Source organism: Flavobacterium sp. (assembly GCF_027531705.1).
Classification (GTDB): domain Bacteria; phylum Bacteroidota; class Bacteroidia; order Flavobacteriales; family Flavobacteriaceae; genus Flavobacterium.
The window spans coordinates 24,747-46,102 of sequence record NZ_JAPZSP010000045.1 but is presented as its reverse complement, the minus strand read 5'-3'; the positions used below and the strand labels follow the sequence as shown (position 1 = coordinate 46,102).

Here is a 21,356-nt window from a genome sequence, read left to right as displayed (position 1 = left end):
TTATTGTTTTTTTAAATTGAAAAAAGTATAATACAAATTGAAGTAAAACCCATTTGGAGCAGAACGTATCATTGAACTTATTAACTCTTGACGGTAGGCAAGATCTAATCGTGCCTGACTGTTAAAAATGAATTGTACCGCCGGCACAACGTCTAAATAGGATTTACCATTTTCGTTGATGGTTTGACCTACAAATTCAACCATTAAATTGATGTTGGTTTGCTTGAAACTCGTATATTTTTTAGGGTACATCAATTTTCCAAAAGACAAAGTATAGTTCGTTGCATTATCACCAATAGTATCCGGAAAAGGATATTTTGGTTTGTTATCCAATGCTTTTTCAAAACTAAGCGATGAACTTATGGCTACCTTTTTGACCAACTTTGTTGCGATTATCCCTGTTTCAAAACCAGTATTGTGTCCTACTATTTCAATTTGCTCTTGATGAATATCAGCACGATTGAAGCTAAATCTTCCATAAGTTGCTAAGCGAAAGTGACTGTTTAAATCATCTGTAGAATAAAACCTGTACTTAGCCATAAAACCACCACCTTCTGCATACAATGCATTAGTTCTTGTGCTGATAAAAGCGGAACCACGAACCATTAAATTTTTATTTATACCATAAGTTACCTCGGGCATTAAATGATAGTTGTAACCTGGCTCAAATTTTTCTTTAAAAGCAGATTGCATCACATTTACGGCTAATGAATTAGCAGGAACATTACTTGCAGGATCTGTTACTACAAATAATTCTTGACTAAAAATAGTTTGGCAACTGATGGCTGCAAAAAATAAAATTACCTTTCTCATTAGTTTATCATTTTAATGTGAAAATCATCTTCATTATTCGAAGCATACGTATCAATATTCTTATAGGACTTTGATAATTTTTTAAATTCTTTCTCGGTTACATATCCTTTGTCAACCACTTGAAACTGTATTTCAGAAGCATTACTTTTTTTATCATTAACCATTATGTATGAACTTTGAGTTATGGTATTTGATTTTGCGGTAACTACTAATGAACCGATAAAAAAACCTGCTTTTTCTACTTTTTCTTTAAATATTTTAGGGCTTAATTCGTTTCCTTCTTTTAGCGTTACTGTAAAGGTATTGGAGTTTAAATCGATTTCAACGTTAACCACTTCGGGCACTGTTTTTAGCTGTTTATTTATAGCATTTGAACACATAGAACAGGTTAAACCAGTGGCTCTAATTTCGGCTTTTACTATTTGGGCATTACTTTTAAGTGAAAACATCAAAACCATTGATGTAATCAGAATATATATTGTTTTCATTTTATTCTTTTATTAATTTAATTATTTCTTCTTCTGAGGGATTTTTTGCTATTAGAATACCTTGGGGATTAAATAGGTATTTTGATGGTAATTCATCAACACCAAATTTTATTGCTGTATTGGCATCAAAACCTTCAGGATCTATTAACTGTGTAAATTTGATTTTATCTTTTTCAACAGCTTTAAGCCACTTACTTATGTCTGTATCGATTGATATTCCTATTATTTCAATTTTATTTGCATTAGCTTCATTGTGAAGTTTTACTAACTTCTTGTTGCCTAATCTACACGGCGCACACCAAGACGCCCAAAAATCGATAAGTACATATTTGCCTTTAAAGGATGTGATATTAACCTCATTACTGGTATTACTTTTTAATGTAATTGATGGTATAGCTTCTCCTATTTTTATTTGAGCTTTAGTAGTTGAGAAAATACCAATTAAAAAAAGTAGCATTACAATTTTTTTCATTTTGTTTATTTAATTGTTTCTACTGTTTTACCACAGTTCAACATCATTGAACCATAATAAGGATTTTTTACAGCATTTTCTTTACTTAACCAATTAGCACCTTTGCCGTCATTGAACATTGGACAGAATTGATAGTACACCGGATTTTCATATTTAGAAATCTTGATTAATGTATAAATTTCTTTAGATAATGATGTAAAATGATCGCGTTGGATTTTTACATCTTTTGTATTAGCGATATTTTCTGCATCTTTCTGTATCGTATTTACAACTTTCATCCACACCATGTGAACATCCATATCAAGCTTGTCCATTTTGACATTATTGATGGCCGTTACCAATTCTTTTGAAGCTGATGCCGTGCTATTCCCATTAGAAGTGATTAATGCATCTTTTACTAAAAAATAGTTATCGAATACAACCTTTAATTGATTTTCACCCTGAATTACTGTAGTACTTGTTTCAGAATGATTACTATGATTGGAATGGTCTCCGTTGCTAGCAATCGATGTTGTTTCTTCTTTTACAGGAACTTTTGCTACACGGTCATATTGGCAACATCCGTGAAGATTGTTATATACATCATCTGGAGCAAGAAATTTATCACTATCGTAACCAACTAATGCAATTCTCTTGAGTATTTCATCTTGATTGGTTTTTTTAGCATCGTAGGTTAGTGTTGCCATTTGGGTTTCTTGGTTCCAATCGACATTGGCTATTTTTTTGATGTTTCCTGCTTTTTCGATTTTGGTTTCGCACATACCACAATTGCCATAAATTTTTACACTTTCTGTTTTGGCATTTTTTATTTGTGCATTACCTGTAGTTGATAACAATACAGAAATTGCTATCATTATTTTCATTAATGAATTTTTCATTTTGAATAAAATTGTAATCAAAGCAAACTACCTTGATTAATTGATAAAATAAATTTGGATAAATAACAGTTGCGAAAGCATGTTATTACAATACCAATAATGGTATAAAAAACAATACTTAACTGTTAGATTGAATAGCAAAATGCTATGAATTTGACACACTTATGGCTGTCAAAAATGGATTTAGCTTATTTTAGGAATGAGCCAAATAGAATAAAAACCATCTGAGATTGATGGTATTGTGTATGAAAATTTAACTTTCTCGATTGAAGAATAGCTAAACATGTAATTTTTAAAAAGGATTTCAGATGAAAAGCTTACTGAAGAGGTTGGACAGGTTGACGAACATCCACATTTAGAATGACCGCAATTGCCTTTACAACCTTTGTGATCTTTATCTTTCGAATTATCGTTGTCACAACAACTCTTTTTTTCTGATTTAGTAGAGGAAATTTCTTTTTTGCAAGAACTCTTGTCTGAACCTTTACCACAAGCCATAGCACTATTAGGCAAGATAAACATGCCTAAAATCATTATGAGTATGATGTGGTATTTTTTCATTAAACTAATAAAACAATACAAAACTAATTAAAATAAATTAATATTAAGTAAAAATATTGTTAAATAGATTTTCTCTTTGTCAAACAATCTGATTTGAATTTATTTTTCAAAATCTTCATGTCTTCGCTTACTTTTCTATCTAGCACTTTTGCATAATGCTGAGTAGTTCTCAAATTTTTATGACCTAACATTTTGCTTACGCTTTCAATAGGAACTCCGTTTGTCAATGTTACAGTTGTGGCAAAGGTGTGTCTTGCAATGTGAAAAGTTAATTCTTTTTCAATTTCACAAACTCCGGCTATTTCTTTTAAATAAGCGTTCATTTTTTGGTTCGATAGGATAGGTAGTAGTTTTTCTTCATTTAAACATTGTGGATGATTTTCGTATTTATCAATTATCATTTGAGTTACAGGAAGGATTGGAATTTTTGAAGCACTTTCTGTTTTTTGTCTGTGAGTAAATATCCATTTTTCGCCATCAATACCGAAGCTTATATGCGACTTTGTTAAGTTTTTGACATCTATGTATGCCAAACCTGTAAAGCAGCTAAAAAGGAAGATATCGCGAACTAGCGAAAGTCTTTCTGTTTTGAAATCTTTTTCAATTATGCTTTGAATTTCAGCTTCGGTCAAATAAACTCGTTCAACTTCTTTAACTTTTGATTTGTAGTTGGCAAAAGGATTTTTTTCTAACCAGTCATTGGCCAAGCAAAGCTTGATAATTTTATTGAAGTTTTTTAGGTATTTAACAGCTGTATTGTTAGCACAATTTCTAACGCTTCGTAACCAAAACTCGTAATCCGTAACAAAGGCGTGGTCAATCTTTGTAATATCAATATCTGAAACGTTGTATTTCCATTGCATAAACTCAATAGTATGCTTGAGTGAAGTAGTGTAGCGTTCTAATGTTCCTGGAGCGTATTCTTTTCCAACTAATTCCTTTATTTTGTTGTTGTGGTCTTGGAAGATGGGAACAAGCATACGCTTGGTTTCTGATAGACCAAACAATTCATTCTTTAGATTTTCTGAATTTAAACTGATGTCTTTTTTGAAAAGTTTCTTCTCAGCTTCTAAAACTTGACTTTTTAAGTAATCAAGATGACTATTGATTGTTCTAGCTTCTTCTGTGGAACCTTTTACTTTGCTGCCTTCTGAGGACCATTTATCAGGATTGATATATTTGTTGGTGCTAAACTCAAAACGTTTGGTATTGACAGTAACTCTAGTGTAGATAGGACAAACCCCTAAATTGTTGGCTTTTGCTCTCTTGATGTAGAAGAGAATTGATACTGATGTGTTCATTGTTGGTGACCTTAAAGTTAGTATTAAATTTATTCGATTTAATAACTACACACAAGATGTACATTTTTTGAATATGTTGTTGAACAACTTGTAGTAGCGGTGCTTTAGTTGCGAGGTGTCACTTAAAATTTATTTTTTTAGTGACACCTTAAAAGACACCTAAACTTTGAGATTTAATGAATAATTTGATACAGCCCTAAAAGAAAAAACCCACTAAATTGTTGAATTTAGTGGGTTTTAGTACCGTTTGTATTTCTACTGGCGGAGAAAGAGGGATTCGAACCCCCGGACCTGTTACAGTCAACAGTTTTCAAGACTGCCGCATTCGACCGCTCTGCCATTTCTCCAATAAATCACAATCATTTTCTGATTGCGGTTGCAAATATAGTAACCTTTTTTGGTTTTCCAAATAGATTTACATCAAAAAAAATAATATTTTTTCAATGTTTTTATAATCATTTCATTTTGTTGAATTTAAGATTCAAAATATTAATCTTAATAGCCAACATATTCTGTAATTTCAAGTCCATAACCTATCATTCCAACTCTTTTGGTTTGTTCAGAATTAGAAATAAGCTTGATTTTTGAAATATCAATATCATGAAGAATTTGTGCGCCAATTCCAAAATCTTTTGTGTCCATCCTAATTTGTGGTGCTTTATTGATTCCTTTTTCTTGCAGTGATTTTAATTCTGTAAGACGATTTAATAAATCTAATGATTGAATTTCTTGATTAATGAATAAAACGGCACCTTTACCTGCTTCATTTATTAGTTGAAACATAGTATCTAATTTTTTGTCAGCATTATTAGTTAAGGTTCCAAGAATATCATTATTAATTTGTGTCGAATTTATTCTAGTCAAAATTGCTTCTCCATTATTCCAATTTCCTTTAGTTAGGGCTATGTGAACTTGTTTGTTGGTTGTTTGAAGGTAAGCACGTAGTCTAAATTGCCCAAAACGTGTTTCTATATCAAAATCTTCTTTTTTGATAATTAAGCTATCATGTTGCATTCTGTAAGCAACTAATGCTTCAATAGAAACTAATTTTAAATCAAATCTTTTTGCAACTTCTACTAACTGAGGTAATCTTGCCATTGTACCGTCTTCATTCATGATCTCTACAATAACTCCAGCTGGTTTAAAACCTGCTAGTCTTGCAAAATCAATTGCAGCTTCTGTATGACCAGTTCTTCTTAAAACGCCACCTTGTTTGGCTATTAAAGGAAATATATGCCCAGGACGACCTAAATCGTGCGGTTTAGTATCTGGATTTACCAATGCTTGAACGGTTTTTGCTCTATCACTTGCTGAAATTCCAGTAGTAACTCCATTTCCTCTCAAATCGACAGAAACCGTAAAAGCAGTTTCCATTATGTCAGTATTGTTATTTACCATGGCATGAAGTTCCAATTCTTTGCAACGGCTTTCTGTAAGTGGCGCACAAATTAAACCACGACCATGTGTTGCCATGAAATTAATCATTTCGGGAGTGATTTTTTCGGCAGCGGCTAGAAAATCGCCTTCATTTTCTCTATCTTCATCATCAACTACAATAATAACTTTGCCTTGACGAATATCTTCAATGGCTTCTTCTATAGAGTTGAGTTTAATTTTGTTGTCAGTCATGATGTTGGTTGTATTATTTTAAATTATTCAAAAAAGTTTTGTTTCTGAAATAAAATAGAATATAAATTGGAAATAAAAGTACTATTAGTAGTGCGTTTTGTGGAGCAACTTTTTTATTGGATATAATTCCTAGTTTTTCAATATTATTTTGAGATTCATATATAAAATGTAATAATATTGCTAGAATTAAGATGCTTCCAATACCCATGAATAGAATGGTTTTTGGTAAAATCAACAAAATTAGAACCATAACTACAAAAGCCACATAACTTATAATAGCAATTTTACTATTACTAATATATTTTTCAGTTTCTGACGCTAATGTTGGAATTTCTTCTTTTGTGTTTTCGCCTAATGAATTTGAAAGTTGTCTTTCTTTTTCTGCTTTAGAGGTAAATAAGTTCGTGAAAAAATCTTGAATAGGAGCAAAATTAATAGAAACTATTCCTCCAATATCATTAATTGCTCTATAAGTAAGCAAGACAGCTAATGGAGTTAAAATCATAGAAGACATCCAAGTTCCTAATAGCGGCGGCATTCCATTTTGTGATGCAAATCTTTTTCCGAAAGAATTAATAAAGTGAAAAACGATAAAAATTGTAACGGCAAAAACAATGGGCAAACCCAAACCACCTTTTCTGATTATAGAACCAAGTGGCGCGCCTATAAAGAACATCAAGATGCATGCATACGCAATGACGAATTTATCGTAAAGTGCTATCCAATGCGAGTTTATCTCTTTTTGTTTTTCTTCTTGTTCGGTTTTAGAACCTTCAATACTCATTATGATATTATCAATACTACTCGAAGCAACTTGAACAATAGTCTTTCTTTGAGTAGTATCATAACTTTTTAAAATTGGATTTTTTACCTTAGTATTTTTTTCCAAACTATCCTTTGAATTTACAAAATAATAGGATGGAGTAGTAATCCCAGTTCTAGTATAACTATTATCACCAAACGAAATTTTATCTTTTTTTAGATTGGTATCAAGCGAATCAATAGTATATTTCAATTCGTTGATATTTAGCATGTTGTTGGCATTTGTAATTTCGCCTTGATCAAAACTTGAACTCGTCAGTTTAGACAAATCCATGTTGACAACATACTTTTTAAAAGAACTTTTGGCAAATGGTAATCTGATACGTTCTTCATATTTTGTGGGAATTACATCCTCGTAAAAATAACCATCATTTAAAACTAATTGTAAATTATTTGAATCTTCATTACTAATCAGTAATCCATTTTTAGCTTTGATGACTGTTTTATTTCCGCTGCCATCTTTTGCTTTTTTGTGAATAGTTACACCAGTAAGAATGTTTTCATTTTTCCCTGATTTCTTCTCAACCTTGATGTTATAATTGCCAACATTACTGAATTGACCTTCAGCAATAGCCATTGCTGGTGTGCGTTGCGCAATGTCTTTTCTGAAATTTATAAATTTATATTCGGCATAAGGAATCACATTATTGGCAAAAATGAATGCACCAATGCTTAGTATAAAAATAAAAATAGTTAGTGTTCTTAATGTTCTTTGAAATGAAATTCCTGACGATTTCATAGCAGCAAATTCATAGTTTTCTGCTAAATCACCAAATGTCATAATAGATGCCAATAGTACCGAAAGAGGCAATACCAAGGGTATAATTCTTGGCATTGAATACAGCAAAAACTGAACTACCATTAAAAAACTTAAATCTCTACCCGCTAATTCTGATATAAACAACCAAACGGTTTGTAATATAAAAATGAAGAATAAGATAACAAAAACCGTAGTTAATGTTGTTAGGAAAGTTTTTAGTAAGTAGCGATCAAGAATTTTCAAAACAAAAGATTAGTCTAGTTTGTTGATGTAATATTTTGGATATTTTGCTTGAACAAATGTAAACTGATTTTTTGACAATGGCTGGTCGGTTTTGAAAGAATTAACAGTCAAGGTAGTTTTTGTACCATTTTTACCTGTTTCAATAAGGTTGTAAATGTGTTTTGTTTGATTATCTATACCAAGCAAAATTTCTTTTCTTGAATCTTTGGAATTGTTTGGAATAAGTTTGATATACTGAATTTTTCTTCCTTTTACATTTTGTAAAATATCCCAAGCGTATTTGTAACCCGAATTAAAAAACGTCAACATTTTGTTTGGTGAAATTGAATTATCATCTTTTTCATCAAATTTTGTTATCGTAATTTCTTCATCTTCAGGATTGATTGTATAATTTTTTTTACCATCAAACATTTTGGTAACACCCATAATATTCAAAACATACAAATTACCTTTAATAGTAACATTTCCTTTACTTTCTTGGTTAATATTTTCCTTAGAATTGTTTAGGGTATATTTAAAGTCGATTACGATATTATCATAACTTTTAACTTTGGCAGTTACTTCGTCTAATAATGCTTTTGCTTTTTTGTCTTGCGCTTGTGTTGTTAGACTTAAAAGTAAGAATAAAGAAATTTGAAAAATCTTTTTCATTTTAAAAATTGTTTTGTTCATTGTTTAAAAATTGATCTAAAGAAGATAAGTCAGTAATGTTTACACTTCTAGCTTTACTTCCTTCAAATGGTCCTACAATTCCTGCGGCTTCCAATTGATCTATCAATCTTCCGGCACGGTTGTAGCCCAGTTTCAATTTTCTTTGCAATAATGATGCCGAACCTTGTTGAGCTGTTACAATTATTTCGGCGGCTTCTCTAAATAACGAATCTCTTTCTGAAATATCAATCTCTAACGATGAACTACTTTCTTCACCAACAAATTCTGGTAACATATAAGCATCTGAATATCCTTTTTGCGCACCAATAAATTCAACTATTTTCTCAACTTCTGGTGTGTCAACAAAGGCGCATTGTACACGAATTACATCATTTCCATTGGAAACAAGTAAATCTCCACGACCAATCAATTGATCCGCTCCACCAGCATCTAATATGGTACGTGAATCGATTTTTGACGTAACTCTAAAAGCAATTCTGGCAGGGAAATTTGCCTTAATCATACCTGTAATTACATTTACAGATGGTCGTTGGGTTGCAATAATTAAGTGAATTCCAATAGCACGTGCAAGTTGAGCTAAACGAGCAATAGGCGTTTCCACTTCTTTACCAGCTGTCATAATCAAATCGGCAAACTCATCGACTACTAAAACTATATAAGGTAAAAAACGGTGTCCAGCTTCTGGATTTAGTTTTCTGTTTTTGAATTTATCATTGTATTCTTTGATGTTTCTAACCATCGCATCTTTTAGTAAAGAATAACGATTGTCCATTTCTACGCAAAGAGAATTCAATGTATTGATTACCTTACTGTTATCAGTAATAATTGCGTCTTCAGAATCAGGTAATTTAGCTAAATAATGTCTTTCTATTTTGTTGAAAAGTGTCAATTCTACTTTCTTTGGATCGACCAAAACGAATTTTACTTCTGCAGGATGTTTTTTGTATAAAAGCGAAGTCAAAACAGCATTCAAACCAACCGATTTTCCTTGTCCAGTTGCACCAGCCATCAATAAGTGAGGCATTTTGGCTAAATCGACTACATAGGTTTCATTTGAAATTGTTTTTCCAAGTGCGATTGGCAATTCCATTTCGGCTTCCTGAAATTTTGGCGAACCAATTACACTTCGCATCGAAACCATAGTCGGATTTTTATTCGGAACCTCTATTCCAATTGTTCCTTTTCCTGGCATTGGTGCGATGATACGAATTCCCAATGCGGCTAACGAAAGCGCAATATCATCCTCAAGACTTTTAATTTTTGAAATTCTGATTCCAGCTTCTGGTACAATTTCATATAAAGTTACCGATGGACCAACCGTTGCTTTGATTTGAGCAATTTCAATTTTATAATTACGAAGCGTTTCAACAATGTTATTCTTGTTGTCTTCTAATTCTTGTTGGTTAATGGTAATTCCACCCGAAGTATATTCTTTTAATAAATCTAAAGTTGGAAATTTATAATTTGATAATTCCAAAGTTGGATCAAACAAACCAAAATCGGCCACTAGGCGAGAAGCCAAGTTTTCTTCGATAATATCTTCTTCTTCAGCTTTTTCAATAACAAATTCTTCGGTTGAAGCAATCGTTTCAACCGGTTTTTCAACCTCAATAGGATTTGTTTCTAATTTTATTTCAGAAGAATGCGAAATAGTTGGTTTCAAATCTTCTTTATTGATTTCAAATTGCGAAGTAGATTTTAAAACAGGTTCTGGAATTTCCTCTTCGTCTTCTTCAAAATTGTTGGGAACTTTTACTTCGTTTTCTTCTTCTTCATTTACAGCAAATTCTTCTAAATTATAAGAAGTATCACCCGATGGTTTGGTAGTTGAAGCAAATTCGTCATTAATTTCTTTTTTCTTTTTTTCAAAAAACGATTTGATTGTATCAGGCGACATTTTTATTTTGAAAATCAAATAAATCAAAAGCCCGAATACTAAAACCAAAAGTGTTCCAATTTTACCAATGTAATCTTGAAGAAATTGATTCATTTCAAATCCAATTGTTCCGCCAAGTTCAGGCATTGAAGTGGCAAAAAAGCCAAATAAAACGGAAAGGATTATAATTACAAACAAATCCCAAAACCAAATATTTTTTAGTTTTTTGAATGAAATTTCTAAAGCTAAAAACGCACCTGTCAAGAAAATTAATTTGACAAATAGGAAAGAAGCAGCACCAAATCCTTTGTAAATGAAGAAATCGGCTAAAACAGCACCAAATTTTCCTAACCAATTACCAGAAGTTTCTTCGCGATTAGCTAGTTCAGTTAAAGTGCTTTGGTCTTGTTGACCATAAATAAAAAAAGAAATAAAAGAAACCAAAAGTGCTATTGAAAAAAGGACTAGCAAACTTCCAAAAAGCATTTTTTGCTGTCTTGAAAGCTTCCAAAAAGGCGTTTTTTCGGTAGATTCTGTTTTTTTATCTGTTTCTTTTTTTGATGTTTTTGCCATTATAATTTTGTTTTTTATAAAAACTTCGGAATATAAATGATACAACCAATTGCAATGGATGTCAAAGCTGCAAAAAATACAGCACCAGCTGCAATGTCTTTAATAAAACCAATGCGATCATGAAATTCTGGGTGAATAAAATCGGCAATTTTTTCGACAGCTGTGTTCAAACCTTCAATAGAAAGGACTAAGCCAATGGCAAGTGTTTGAAATAACCATTCTTCTCTAGAAATTTCAAAATAGAATCCTGCAAAAATCAAAAGCACCGCAATAGAACTTTGCACCATTACGCTATGTTCTGTTGTTATTAATTTGATTGCACCTTTTAGGGCGAATCCCATACTTTTAAATCTTCCAGTTAAAAAAGTTTTATCTCTTTCAAATTCCATATAAATGTTATTATAAAGCTGCTAAGGCGTTATCGTAATTTGGTTCGTCTGCAATTTCTGCAACTTGTTCAGCATATTTTACAACACCATTTTCATCCACAATAATCACAACTCTTGAATGTAATCCTGCTAACGGACCATCTACAATTTCCAAGCCATAATTTTTCCCGAAGCTACCATCTTTAAAATCAGATAGATTCACTACACTTTCTAATCCTTCTGCTCCACAAAAACGTTTTTGAGCAAATGGTAAATCTCTCGAAATACATAATACTTTTGTGTTTTCTAATGCGCTCGCTTTTGCATTAAATGTTCTTACTGATGTAGCACAAGTTCCAGTATCAATACTTGGAAAAATGTTTAAAACTAATTTGCTTCCTGCAAAATCTGCTAAAGTTGCTACTGATAAATCATTTTTCACCAATTGAAAATCAACTGCTTTTGAACCTACTTGCGGTAATGAACCATTTGTGTTTATTGGGTTTCCGCCTAATGTTATTGATGCCATAATTATATTTTTTTTAAGGTTTCAAAAGTATGAAATTATTTCGGAATAGGGAAAAATCATTTGATTATAAAATTTAACATAATATAGTTGCTTTATTATATTTGTTTATCGTAATATTGCAATATAATAATTTACACAAAAATGGGAGCATCCAAATCAGAATCTTTTTCGGTGGAACAAAACGAAATGGCCAACTTGTTCAAAGCACTTTCGCATCCAGCAAGAATTGCAATTGTTGACTATTTATTATCGGTTGATAGCTGTATTTGCGGTGATATTGTAAATGAATTACCACTAGCGCAACCAACAGTATCACAGCATCTTAAAGAATTAAAAAACGCCAATATCATAAAAGGAAATATCGAAGGAACCGCTATTTGTTACTGCATAAATCCTGATACCATCGATAAAATCGAAAATCATTTTGGTATAATTCGCCATAAACTAAAAAACAAATGTTGTTAATTAAGCAAACGTCACTTCGAGTGGTTTTTAAAAGTAAAAATGCTAATTTTTATTTTTAAAAATTGTATCGAGAACTTATGAAAATAATTTTAAAGAAAATACATTATGAAACTATCAGAAATAAAAAAACAGTTAAAAAATCTTTCACAAATTGCCTTTCAATTGCCTAATGGAGAATTGGTTCCAAATCATTTTCATGTTACAGAAGTTGGGAAAATCACTAAACATTTCATCGATTGTGGTGGCGTAGTTCGAACTGAAGAAGTGGTAAATTTTCAACTTTGGGAAGCAAATGATTATGATCATAGATTGCATCCAGAAAAATTAGTTCACATTATTGAATTATCTGAAGAAAAACTTCAAATTCCAGATTTAGAAATTGAGGTAGAATACCAAATGAAAGAAACTATTGGAAAATTCAGTTTAGATTTTGACGGAACTAATTTCCAATTAAAATCAAAATTAACAGATTGTTTAGCAAAGGACAATTGCGGAATTCCTGTTGAAAAATTGAAAACTAAAATAGGCGAGTGGAAGCAAAAAGAAGTAACTTCTTGTTGTACTCCAGATTCTGGTTGTTGTTAAGATTTAATGAAAAGATATAAATAATAAAGACTTTGTGAGCTTCGTGCCTTCTTTGTGTCTTTGTGGTAAAAAAAATATATATGCTTGAAAATCTATCAAAAACAATACAGTTAATTTCAAAAATTTCTATTCCAAATGAACGAAAGGAAGTTTTGCAACCTTTGATTGAGTATATTCAAAACAAAGTAAATTCCAACGAAGAAATTCGTCTGAACTTTATTTGTACACACAATTCCCGAAGAAGTCATTTGTCTCAAATTTGGGCACAAACAATGGCTTTTCATTTCGGAATTCAAAATATATTTTGCTATTCTGGTGGAACGGAAGCAACAGCTATGTTTCCAAAAGTTGCTGAAACGTTGACTAATCAAGGTTTTGAAATTCAAAAATTGAGTGAAGCACAAAATCCAGTTTATGCGGTGAAATTTGATGAAAATCAACATCCAATTATCTGTTTTTCTAAAACGTATTTTGATGATTTTAATCCTAAAAGTATATTTGGAGCGATTATGACTTGCAACAATGCGGACGAAGGTTGTCCGATGGTTTTTGGTGCAGAAGCCAGATTTCCAATAAAATACGACGATCCAAAAGCCTTTGACGGAACAGATGTAATGAACGAAAAATACACAGAACGCAGTTTACAAATCGCCAGTGAAATGTATTTTGTTTTCTCGCAAATCAAATAAAAAAGGCTTCGGTCTAAAATTTATATATGAATCTTAGTTTTTTGCCACGGATTAAGAAGATTAAAAGGATTAATCTGTGAAAATCTTTGAAATCTGTGGCTATAAAAACAATATATTTACTAAACTAATGGAATGAAAATCAAGAACAACATCTATTCAATATCAATAAAAAACTTAATAACTTAATGGTTTAATATGAAAAAACGCCTCAACTTTTTAGACCGATTTCTAACAATTTGGATATTTTTAGCGATGCTACTTGGCGTTGCGATTGGTTATTTTATTCCAAATTCTGCTGGTTTTATTAATTCGTTTTCATCTGGAACTACGAATGTTCCGTTGGCGATTGGGTTGATTTTGATGATGTATCCGCCGTTGACCAAAATCGATTTTTCGCAAGTTCCCAAAATGTTTGAACAGCCCAAATTATTGAAGGCTTCGTTTTTTATAACCTGGATAATTGGTCCGTTTTTGATGTTTTTATTGGCGACTTTTTTCCTAAAAGACTATCCTGAATATATGACAGGTTTAATCATTATCGGAATTGCGCCGTGCATTGCGATGGTTATTGTATGGAACGAACTAGCCGAAGGTAACCGCGAATTAACCGCTGGTTTAATCGGAATTAATAGTTTGTTGCAAGTGTTTTTCTTCAGTTTGTATGCTTATTTTTATTTGGAAATCATGTTGCCTTTATTCGGAATTAAAGGTTTGGAACTCAATATCACGATTGCCGAAATTGCAAAAACCGTTGGAATTTACCTCGGAATTCCGTTTGCGTTAGCAGTTATTAGTCGATTTGCGATAAAAAAATATTTGGGTGACAAGTTCTTCAATCAGCAATTTATACCGTTTGTTTCGCCTATTACTTTGGTGGCTTTGCTTTTTACCATCGTAATTATGTTCAGTCTAAAAGGCGAAATGATTGTCGATTTACCAACGGATGTCGTTAGAATTGCAATTCCGTTAGTGATTTTCTTTGCGATTATGTTTTTATTGATGTTTTTTGTAGCTAAGAAAATTGGTGCCAATTATCGTGATGCTGTGGCGTTATCGTTCACTGCTTCGGGCAATAATTTTGAGTTAGCCATAGCCGTTTCCATAGGTGTTTTTGGTATCAATAGCGGGCAAGCATTTGCTGGCGTAATTGGACCTTTAGTAGAAGTTCCTGCTTTGATTATCTTGGTAAATGTGGCGTTCTGGTTGCGGAAGAAGTGTTTTGGTTAAAAAAAGCTAAGAATTTTTGAAAACTATAAAATCTTTTCAATTCGACTATAAGCTTCATGTAATGTAATTCCGTTTTCCCAATCAGTTACTAATTTATGATTGGATTTATGTGGAGTTATTTCTGGTCGTAAGTCGTCAAGTCTAGTTATAACATTAACATGTAAACCTATTGTACTTTCTTCATAATCAGAAATTTCATTGCATATAATTCCAAAATATATTTTCTCTTCAGTTTGAGTATTATAGTTTGATTTGTATTCATTAAAGCTTTTTTCACTTACAGAAACCCAAACACCATAAATTAATTCTTCTGATGGATTTTCAGTTTTTAAGTTCAACACGGTTCGAATGAATCTATCAGTTTGGTCTGGATGATTAATTACACAAAAATCATCTGAAATTTCAGCAATTTCGCTTTTCTCTTTGTCACTTAAAATATCATAATGAAAAGGTGTTTTAAAGCCAATAGAAGCTAGCTCTTCATGAACTTTGCCACAAGTAGAACATTTGAATTGATTTTCCTTTTTCTTTTTGAATTTATTCCAAAACATAAAAATCTAACTTATTAATTTTATAATAATTTACAATATTTATCTAAAACGACTTATTTAAATAAATAGCCAATCGAAAAAATGAAAGTAAACATTGTTGCCATTACTAAAAGTATATAGAGAATTCGTGAATTATAAACCAAATTCAACAAACATGTAGCCATCGAGATTATTAAACAAATTTGAAGAAATATGTATGATAATATACCAACTTCTTCTACTATGTTTATGTTTCCTAAAATTATTATCTCTTTTATATTGTTAGTAAATGAGGATTTAACGATCTGAATTTTTTGCCCTTTTGGGTAATCCCGTTTTGGAATTTTTCCAAGTCGAAAAGTTTCACCATTTGTTAGCAAAAGGATTTTACGATCTACAAAACTTGGACGATTCCCATCATAAATTTTGACTGTTGTATTATAAAAAGAATCTAATTCTTGTGTATGCATTATCCTTCCAGGTAAAAAATAATCCATAAAAATTAGTGTCACTAAAAGAATATTAATTAGTGCTAATGTTTTTCTTGTTTTTAGGTTCATTTTGTTATTTAAAATAGTAGGAAACTTATCCAAATTTTTAAGCAAAACTCTATCTTAGGCTAGCGCGAGCATTATTAAATTTTATCGAATTCAATTAATTTTAACGTAGGTGATTTTATTTTCTTTAATTTGCAAACAAAACTTTCTCCATAATTTAAAGTTTCTATTTCCATAGAGTAAAATTCTTTTTTGTAATAAAATTCAATATAGGGTTTAGTGAAAATATCTAGGTTAAGATTATTATTGTCATCTTTTTTAATCTCAATTTTCTCACCATTTTCTCTTCTCGCATTTATTTTGACAATTATAATATTTGATCCTCCAAAAATTAATTCTCCATAATGATGTTGAATAAATAACCCTTTATCTAAAATTGGAAAACTTTCCAAGTATGGTAAATCAAATTTTTTCTCATACTTTTTAAAAACTATTGCATTGTCTGATTTAGAGTTATTCATTTTGCTTTTTATTCTGTCACAGACATTGTCTCCAAAAAGAAATACAAGCAAAGCTATTGTTATCGAAATAATTCCGATAATATCCCATTTACTTTTTTTTCTTAAACTTCTTTCTTGATTTAGTGTTTTTATATTCCCATTATTAATAGTAACATTACTTGCTATAATATTTTGCCCAATTTCTGACTTTTTATTAGTATTATTTTTTTTCTCAGATTTAAAATATTGCTTGAATCCGCCATTTTTTATAAATAAAGATGTTGAGAAATTGCATTCAATTGATGGATATCTTGAATTCTTATCTAAAATATTCCCAATTGTGAACTCATTCTGGGAGAAATCAACAATTTTACTATATAGAAAATCATACTCTTCAATTGATAAATTAAATTTTTCTGCTATGTAGCTTTTTTCGTATTGAAAGACTTTATTGTCATTCAGAAAAATTATGATTTTATCTAATTTAGATATTTCATCATTAGTTAATTTATTCATTATAAAGGTTAATTTTAATAGTAATCGCTGGATTATTTTGCTATCTATAAATTGTATTTATCAATAGACAGTTTGCTCGTTTTATTCAAAAAATTGCTTCCCAAATATAAAAATTATTTTACAAACAAAATCAAAAACTTACAAAATCTCAAATCCAGCCCAACCCCAAAGCCAAAGACAAAACCAACAACAAAATAGCAACTGAGTATTGCAAAAATTGCAAGGTTACTTTTTTTAGTAATTTGTTGCCAATAAAAGCGCCCGTCATAGCCGAAAGTGTGGCGCAAAGTAGTAACGGTAGGTTTTCTTGTAAATCTAATTTCATAATTCGAGTAGCATAAACGCTAAGTCTTGTAAAATCAACAAACGACGAAATCACAACGGTTGTGCCAATAAAAGCTTCTTTGGTCAAGCCAGCACGAATTAAAAACGCACTTCGCAACGCGCCTTGCGCACCTGTCAATCCACCAAAAAAGCCACTTAACGCGCCACCAATTGGTAGTTTGGATTTGTCAAATTGTAAGTTGCTGAAATACGGTATCAAATCAATCACCGCAAAAAACATCATGAGCACTGCAACAAACAGTTTTAAGGGAAATACTTCAAATGTTTTGCCCCAAAGTTGGTAGGAGTAAAGCGGTTCAAAATTGGGAATTTTTACCAAAAGCAATGCACCAATAAAAGCAAAAACCACCGCAGGAATTCCAAAACGAAGCAACACTTCTTTGTTGACATTTTTTCCAACCAAAACCAATTTGAAAATATTGTTAGAAAAATGAACCACGCCAGTCAGGGCAATCGCTACTTCTACAGGAAAGAAAATCATCATAACAGGTGTCAAAATAGTGCCTAATCCAAACCCAGAAAAAAAAGTTAGAATGGCAACAATAAACGCTACAATTGAAATAAGAAGGATTTCCATTTGTTTTTAGTTCAAATATAAAAAAAACGCCCTCAATTGAGAACGTTTTAATGTATTTATTGTTTTATCATTTTAGCCACAGATTCAAAAGATTAAAAGGATTTTTAAGTAAATCAACAAAAAAAATCTGTGAAAATCTGTATAATCAGTGGCTTAAAAAAATAGATTTCAATTTAAAATGCAATTTAGCCACAGATTTAAATGATTAAAACGATTTTTAAGTAAATCAACAAAAAAAATCTGTGAAAATCTGTGTAATCAGTGGCATAAAAAAAAAAGGCTTCAATTTAAAATGCAATTTAGCCACAGATTTAAAAGATTAAAAGGATTTTTAGCGCATCAATAATAAAAAAAATCTGTGTAAATCTGTGTAATCAGTGTTTAAAATATTATTTAACGTGAGTTCTATATAAGCTATTTAAAATTTAGACACGAATTGCACTAATTTACACGAAATATATTTTAATTTTTAAATTTCACGAATTAAAATCTGATTTATCAGATTCTATTGGTGTAATTATTCCATCTTCAATTCGTGTCAATTCGTGCAATTCGTGTAAAAAGGTGAATATTTTTTGGTTTTATATCGAACACACGTTATTTAGAATTATAAACCAAAATAGCGTCTTTCAATATCTGAACCGAACGAACTAAATCTTCTTTTTTCAAAACATACGCAATTCTAACTTCGTTCAAACCAACACCTTTAGTCGAATAAAATCCTGCTGCTGGTGCTACCATAACGGTTTCTTTGTTGTTATCGTACGATTCTAGCAACCATTGTGCAAATGTATCGGCATTGTCAACTGGCAATTGCGCGATACAGTAAAAAGCACCTTTTGGAGTAGCTACTTTTACACCTTCAATTTTGTTCAATTCCGAAATCAAAATATCACGACGTTCTTTGTATTCTTCAATGACTTCTACAAAATAACTTGCTGGCGTATCAAGAGCAGCTTCACTTGCAATTTGAGCAAAAGTTGGCGGACTTAATCGTGCTTGCGCAAATTTCATTGCCGTAGCCATCACTTCTTTATTTTTAGAAACAATACAACCAATTCGTGCGCCACACATGCTGTAACGTTTAGAAACTGAATCAATCATAATAGCATTTTCTTCAATGCCAGGAATATTCATAACCGAATAATGCTTGTCGGTTTCGTCGTATATAAATTCGCGATACACTTCGTCAGCAATCAAGAATAAATCGTGTTTTTTTACTAATGCTGCCAATTGCAACATTTCTTCTTGCGTGTACAAATAACCCGTTGGATTTCCTGGATTACAAATAAGAATCGCTTTGGTTTTTGGTGTAATTAATTTTTCAAATTCAGCAATTGGTGGCAAATCAAAACCAGTTTCTATTGATGAAATTACCGGCACAACATTCACGCCAGAAGCGGTTGAAAATCCGTTGTAATTAGCATAAAATGGTTCAGGAATAATGATTTCGTCACCTTGATCAAGACAGCTTCCCATGGCAAATAACAAGGCTTCAGAACCACCAGTTGTGATGATAATATCTTCGGTATTTATAGGTAAACCGTGGTTGATGTAGTATTGCGAAAGTTTTTTTCTATAGCTTTCAAAACCAGCAGAATGGCTGTATTCTAAAACTTTTATATCTAAATTTTTTATCGAGTTCATAGCCACTTCGGGCGTTTTGATATCGGGTTGACCAATATTCAAATGGTATACTTTATTACCTTTTTTCTTTGCTATTTCTGCGTAGGGAACCAATTTTCTAATTGGCGATTCTGGCATTAATTTTCCTTTGTTTGAAATTTTTGGCATCGTAGTTTTTTTTAGAGTTGCAAATTTCGACATTTTTTAGAGTTTAGCAATCATTTTCATTTTTTTATTGCTTGTTTTTATTTAATTTTATAAAAAAATCTTGATGAACCTAAGGATAATTATCATTTTCTTATTTTTTGCTTGCCAAAACGGATTTGCCCAAGATGGCTTTCGTTTTGATACAGATAAAAACAAAGTTGTAATTCCTTTTAAGTTAATCAATAATCTAATTTTTATTCCCATAAATGTAAATGGTGTCGAATTAAACTTTCTTTTAGATTCGGGCGTTGAAGAAACCATTTTACTAAGTTTAGAAGATAAAACCGAAGTAAGTCTTAACAATGTTGAAAAAATAAAACTGAAAGGTTTAGGTGCAAATGAAGCTATTGAAGGATTGAAATCATCAGGAAATATTTTAAAAATCAACGAGCTAAAAGACTTCAATCACGAATTATATATAGTTCTCGATCAAGATTTTAACTTTTCATCTCATGTCGGAATTCCAGTAAACGGCATAATTGGCTATCATTTTTTCAAAAACCAAATTGTTGAAGTAAATTACGACCGAAAAAAAATATTTGTTTACAAAGACAAAACTAACATTTCGAATAAGTTAGCTTCAAAATTTCAAGTTATTCCAATGCAAATTCAAAAGCAAAAACCCTATTGCAATTCGATAGTAACAATAAATGATAATAAGTTGGAAGCCAAAGTTTTGCTCGACCTTGGCAATAGTGATGCGCTTTGGTTATTTCAAGATGTAAATCCTTTGATAAAAGTGCCTAAACGAAATTTTGAAGACTATTTAGGAAAAGGATTTAGTGGTGAAATTCACGGCAATCGTGCCAAAATCGAAACATTGAAAATAGGAAATTTTGAATTCAAAAAACCAATTGTTGCTATGCCCGATACTATTTCGGTAAAAAGTGTCAACATGGTGCAAGATAGAGTAGGTTCGATTGGTGGTGAAATTATGAAGCGTTTTACCGCTATTTTTGATTATCAAGAAAGCAAATTATACCTAAAGAAAAGCGGAAAGTTTGGTGAACCTTTTCAATACAATCGCTGCGGAATTGAAATCGCAAGTTCAGGAATGCAATGGGTTTCTGAAACAATTAAGTTTCAAACAACCTATCAAGACAATACTTTTGATGCATCTGGAAACAAAGCAGGAAGTGCTAACTTCAAATACAAATTTGAACTAAAACCGATTTACGAAATCACAAACATTCGGAAAAACTCTCCAGCTATAGAAGTTGGCTTGCAAAAAGGTGACATTTTAAAAACAATAAACTATCATTCTGTAAACAGTATGAGTTTAAGCGAAATCAACAATCTTCTAAAATCCGAAGAAGGAAAATGGCTAAATTTTGAAGTAGAAAGAAATGGACAAAACCTAAATTTCAGATTTCAAATAAAAGAATTGTTATAAAAAATTAAGTTATTAGTTTTCTTCTTGTCACCCTGAGCGCAGTCGAAGGGCTTTTTACAAAAAAAATGCTTCAATTTCTTGAAGCATTTTCTAATTTTTTAAAATGTATATTGTTTTCTGATTATTTTGCCACAGATTATAAAAATTAAAAGGATTATTTTCGCATCCAAATTAAAAATCTGTGAAAATCTGTGAAAATCTGTGTAATCAGTGG

21 protein-coding genes, 1 tRNA gene and 1 pseudogene are annotated in these 21,356 nt (G+C 31.3%); 5 read left to right on the top strand and 18 right to left on the bottom strand.

All coding sequences use genetic code 11. The features are described from left to right. The 13 genes and pseudogenes from O9267_RS14210 to tpx all read right to left on the bottom strand — a co-directional run bounded on the left by O9267_RS14210 (nucleotide 1) and on the right by tpx (nucleotide 11,985). Nucleotides 1–813, bottom strand: a complete 813-nt coding sequence (locus tag O9267_RS14210) for a hypothetical protein (RefSeq protein WP_298180715.1) — start codon at nucleotides 811–813, stop codon at nucleotides 1–3. Further along, nucleotides 813–1,301, bottom strand: a complete 489-nt coding sequence (locus O9267_RS14205) for a heavy metal-associated domain-containing protein (protein WP_298180713.1) — start codon at nucleotides 1,299–1,301, stop codon at nucleotides 813–815. The genes O9267_RS14210 and O9267_RS14205 overlap by 1 nt, the downstream gene beginning before the upstream one ends. A gap of 1 nt (nucleotide 1,302) precedes the next feature. Next, nucleotides 1,303–1,773, bottom strand: a complete 471-nt coding sequence (locus O9267_RS14200; protein WP_064715039.1) for a TlpA disulfide reductase family protein — start codon at nucleotides 1,771–1,773, stop codon at nucleotides 1,303–1,305. A gap of 5 nt (nucleotides 1,774–1,778) precedes the next feature. Next, nucleotides 1,779–2,651, bottom strand: coding sequence for a DUF3347 domain-containing protein (locus tag O9267_RS14195; protein WP_229324100.1), 873 nt, complete (start codon nucleotides 2,649–2,651; stop codon nucleotides 1,779–1,781). A 183-nt stretch (nucleotides 2,652–2,834) separates the two neighbouring features. Then, nucleotides 2,835–3,212 (bottom strand): hypothetical protein, encoded by a 378-nt coding sequence (locus O9267_RS14190; protein ID WP_298180710.1) that lies wholly within the window; start codon nucleotides 3,210–3,212, stop codon nucleotides 2,835–2,837. A gap of 59 nt (nucleotides 3,213–3,271) precedes the next feature. Next, nucleotides 3,272–4,513, bottom strand: coding sequence for a site-specific integrase (locus O9267_RS14185; protein ID WP_298180708.1), 1,242 nt, complete (start codon nucleotides 4,511–4,513; stop codon nucleotides 3,272–3,274). A gap of 259 nt (nucleotides 4,514–4,772) precedes the next feature. After that, nucleotides 4,773–4,860, bottom strand: a tRNA-Ser gene (locus O9267_RS14180). 148 nt (nucleotides 4,861–5,008) lie between these two features. Next, on the bottom strand, nucleotides 5,009–6,142 hold the full coding sequence (gene ribB / locus O9267_RS14175; RefSeq protein ID WP_298180706.1) for a 3,4-dihydroxy-2-butanone-4-phosphate synthase: 1,134 nt from the start codon (nucleotides 6,140–6,142) through the stop codon (nucleotides 5,009–5,011). A 388-nt stretch (nucleotides 6,143–6,530) separates the two neighbouring features. Beyond that, nucleotides 6,531–7,967 (bottom strand): annotated as a pseudogene (locus tag O9267_RS14170) (LptF/LptG family permease); the annotation flags it as partial. A 9-nt stretch (nucleotides 7,968–7,976) separates the two neighbouring features. Further along, a complete protein-coding gene (locus O9267_RS14165; protein ID WP_298180705.1) occupies nucleotides 7,977–8,618 on the bottom strand; it encodes an outer membrane lipoprotein carrier protein LolA in 642 nt (213 codons plus the stop codon). 1 nt (nucleotide 8,619) lies between these two features. Next, the gene (locus O9267_RS14160; RefSeq protein ID WP_298180703.1) at nucleotides 8,620–11,088 is read right to left on the bottom strand and encodes a DNA translocase FtsK; all 2,469 of its coding nucleotides are present in this window, start codon (nucleotides 11,086–11,088) and stop codon (nucleotides 8,620–8,622) included. Between the two features lie 14 nt (nucleotides 11,089–11,102). Next, nucleotides 11,103–11,477: a diacylglycerol kinase family protein gene (locus O9267_RS14155; protein ID WP_298180700.1), complete on the bottom strand. Its 375-nt coding sequence runs from the start codon at nucleotides 11,475–11,477 to the stop codon at nucleotides 11,103–11,105. A gap of 10 nt (nucleotides 11,478–11,487) precedes the next feature. Continuing rightward, nucleotides 11,488–11,985: a thiol peroxidase gene (tpx, locus tag O9267_RS14150; protein ID WP_298180698.1), complete on the bottom strand. Its 498-nt coding sequence runs from the start codon at nucleotides 11,983–11,985 to the stop codon at nucleotides 11,488–11,490. 141 nt (nucleotides 11,986–12,126) lie between these two features. Here tpx and O9267_RS14145 point away from each other — a divergent pair, with 141 nt between their 5' ends. The 4 genes from O9267_RS14145 to arsB all read left to right on the top strand — a co-directional run bounded on the left by O9267_RS14145 (nucleotide 12,127) and on the right by arsB (nucleotide 14,951). Beyond that, nucleotides 12,127–12,450, top strand: coding sequence for a metalloregulator ArsR/SmtB family transcription factor (locus O9267_RS14145; RefSeq protein WP_298180696.1), 324 nt, complete (start codon nucleotides 12,127–12,129; stop codon nucleotides 12,448–12,450). Between the two features lie 105 nt (nucleotides 12,451–12,555). Next, the gene (locus O9267_RS14140; protein ID WP_298180691.1) at nucleotides 12,556–13,035 is read left to right on the top strand and encodes a DUF6428 family protein; all 480 of its coding nucleotides are present in this window, start codon (nucleotides 12,556–12,558) and stop codon (nucleotides 13,033–13,035) included. Nucleotides 13,036–13,115: 80 nt separating this feature from the next. Then, nucleotides 13,116–13,724, top strand: coding sequence for a protein-tyrosine-phosphatase (locus tag O9267_RS14135; protein WP_298180689.1), 609 nt, complete (start codon nucleotides 13,116–13,118; stop codon nucleotides 13,722–13,724). Between the two features lie 195 nt (nucleotides 13,725–13,919). After that, entirely contained in the window at nucleotides 13,920–14,951 is a 1,032-nt protein-coding gene (arsB, locus tag O9267_RS14130; protein WP_298180687.1) for an ACR3 family arsenite efflux transporter, read from the top strand. A gap of 23 nt (nucleotides 14,952–14,974) precedes the next feature. Here the strand turns inward: arsB and O9267_RS14125 are convergent, their stop codons facing one another. From O9267_RS14125 to O9267_RS14105, 5 genes are all read right to left on the bottom strand, one after another. Next, entirely contained in the window at nucleotides 14,975–15,502 is a 528-nt protein-coding gene (locus O9267_RS14125) for a DUF2199 domain-containing protein (RefSeq protein ID WP_298180685.1), read from the bottom strand. 53 nt (nucleotides 15,503–15,555) lie between these two features. Then, nucleotides 15,556–16,041 carry a hypothetical protein gene (locus O9267_RS14120; RefSeq protein WP_298180683.1) on the bottom strand — a complete coding sequence of 162 codons (486 nt, stop codon included), beginning with the start codon at nucleotides 16,039–16,041 and terminating at the stop codon, nucleotides 15,556–15,558. A gap of 74 nt (nucleotides 16,042–16,115) precedes the next feature. After that, on the bottom strand, nucleotides 16,116–16,994 hold the full coding sequence (locus tag O9267_RS14115) for a hypothetical protein (RefSeq protein ID WP_298180681.1): 879 nt from the start codon (nucleotides 16,992–16,994) through the stop codon (nucleotides 16,116–16,118). Nucleotides 16,995–17,142: 148 nt separating this feature from the next. Then, complete coding sequence (locus O9267_RS14110) at nucleotides 17,143–17,916, bottom strand: sulfite exporter TauE/SafE family protein (protein WP_298180679.1); 774 nt, start codon at nucleotides 17,914–17,916, stop codon at nucleotides 17,143–17,145. A gap of 597 nt (nucleotides 17,917–18,513) precedes the next feature. After that, a complete protein-coding gene (locus O9267_RS14105) occupies nucleotides 18,514–19,710 on the bottom strand; it encodes a pyridoxal phosphate-dependent aminotransferase (protein ID WP_298180677.1) in 1,197 nt (398 codons plus the stop codon). A gap of 103 nt (nucleotides 19,711–19,813) precedes the next feature. On the opposite strand from O9267_RS14105, the gene O9267_RS14100 reads away from it, so the two are divergent. Beyond that, nucleotides 19,814–21,142 (top strand): aspartyl protease family protein, encoded by a 1,329-nt coding sequence (locus O9267_RS14100; RefSeq protein WP_298180675.1) that lies wholly within the window; start codon nucleotides 19,814–19,816, stop codon nucleotides 21,140–21,142. Nucleotides 21,143–21,356 lie beyond the last annotated feature (214 nt).

Bases quoted from the DNA above. Each gene is read 5' to 3' on its own strand.
- O9267_RS14210 (WP_298180715.1), bottom strand. From the start codon at position 813: ATGAGAAAGGTAATTTTATTTTTTGCAGCCATCAGTTGCCAAACTATT.
- O9267_RS14205 (WP_298180713.1), bottom strand. From the start codon at position 1,301: ATGAAAACAATATATATTCTGATTACATCAATGGTTTTGATGTTTTCA.
- O9267_RS14200 (WP_064715039.1), bottom strand. From the start codon at position 1,773: ATGAAAAAAATTGTAATGCTACTTTTTTTAATTGGTATTTTCTCAACT.
- O9267_RS14195 (WP_229324100.1), bottom strand. From the start codon at position 2,651: ATGAAAAATTCATTAATGAAAATAATGATAGCAATTTCTGTATTGTTA.
- O9267_RS14190 (WP_298180710.1), bottom strand. From the start codon at position 3,212: ATGAAAAAATACCACATCATACTCATAATGATTTTAGGCATGTTTATC.
- O9267_RS14185 (WP_298180708.1), bottom strand. From the start codon at position 4,513: ATGAACACATCAGTATCAATTCTCTTCTACATCAAGAGAGCAAAAGCC.
- ribB (WP_298180706.1), bottom strand. From the start codon at position 6,142: ATGACTGACAACAAAATTAAACTCAACTCTATAGAAGAAGCCATTGAA.
- O9267_RS14165 (WP_298180705.1), bottom strand. From the start codon at position 8,618: ATGAAAAAGATTTTTCAAATTTCTTTATTCTTACTTTTAAGTCTAACA.
- O9267_RS14160 (WP_298180703.1), bottom strand. From the start codon at position 11,088: ATGGCAAAAACATCAAAAAAAGAAACAGATAAAAAAACAGAATCTACC.
- O9267_RS14155 (WP_298180700.1), bottom strand. From the start codon at position 11,477: ATGGAATTTGAAAGAGATAAAACTTTTTTAACTGGAAGATTTAAAAGT.
- tpx (WP_298180698.1), bottom strand. From the start codon at position 11,985: ATGGCATCAATAACATTAGGCGGAAACCCAATAAACACAAATGGTTCA.
- O9267_RS14145 (WP_298180696.1), top strand. From the start codon at position 12,127: ATGGGAGCATCCAAATCAGAATCTTTTTCGGTGGAACAAAACGAAATG.
- O9267_RS14140 (WP_298180691.1), top strand. From the start codon at position 12,556: ATGAAACTATCAGAAATAAAAAAACAGTTAAAAAATCTTTCACAAATT.
- O9267_RS14135 (WP_298180689.1), top strand. From the start codon at position 13,116: ATGCTTGAAAATCTATCAAAAACAATACAGTTAATTTCAAAAATTTCT.
- arsB (WP_298180687.1), top strand. From the start codon at position 13,920: ATGAAAAAACGCCTCAACTTTTTAGACCGATTTCTAACAATTTGGATA.
- O9267_RS14125 (WP_298180685.1), bottom strand. From the start codon at position 15,502: ATGTTTTGGAATAAATTCAAAAAGAAAAAGGAAAATCAATTCAAATGT.
- O9267_RS14120 (WP_298180683.1), bottom strand. From the start codon at position 16,041: ATGAACCTAAAAACAAGAAAAACATTAGCACTAATTAATATTCTTTTA.
- O9267_RS14115 (WP_298180681.1), bottom strand. From the start codon at position 16,994: ATGAATAAATTAACTAATGATGAAATATCTAAATTAGATAAAATCATA.
- O9267_RS14110 (WP_298180679.1), bottom strand. From the start codon at position 17,916: ATGGAAATCCTTCTTATTTCAATTGTAGCGTTTATTGTTGCCATTCTA.
- O9267_RS14105 (WP_298180677.1), bottom strand. From the start codon at position 19,710: ATGCCAAAAATTTCAAACAAAGGAAAATTAATGCCAGAATCGCCAATT.
- O9267_RS14100 (WP_298180675.1), top strand. From the start codon at position 19,814: ATGAACCTAAGGATAATTATCATTTTCTTATTTTTTGCTTGCCAAAAC.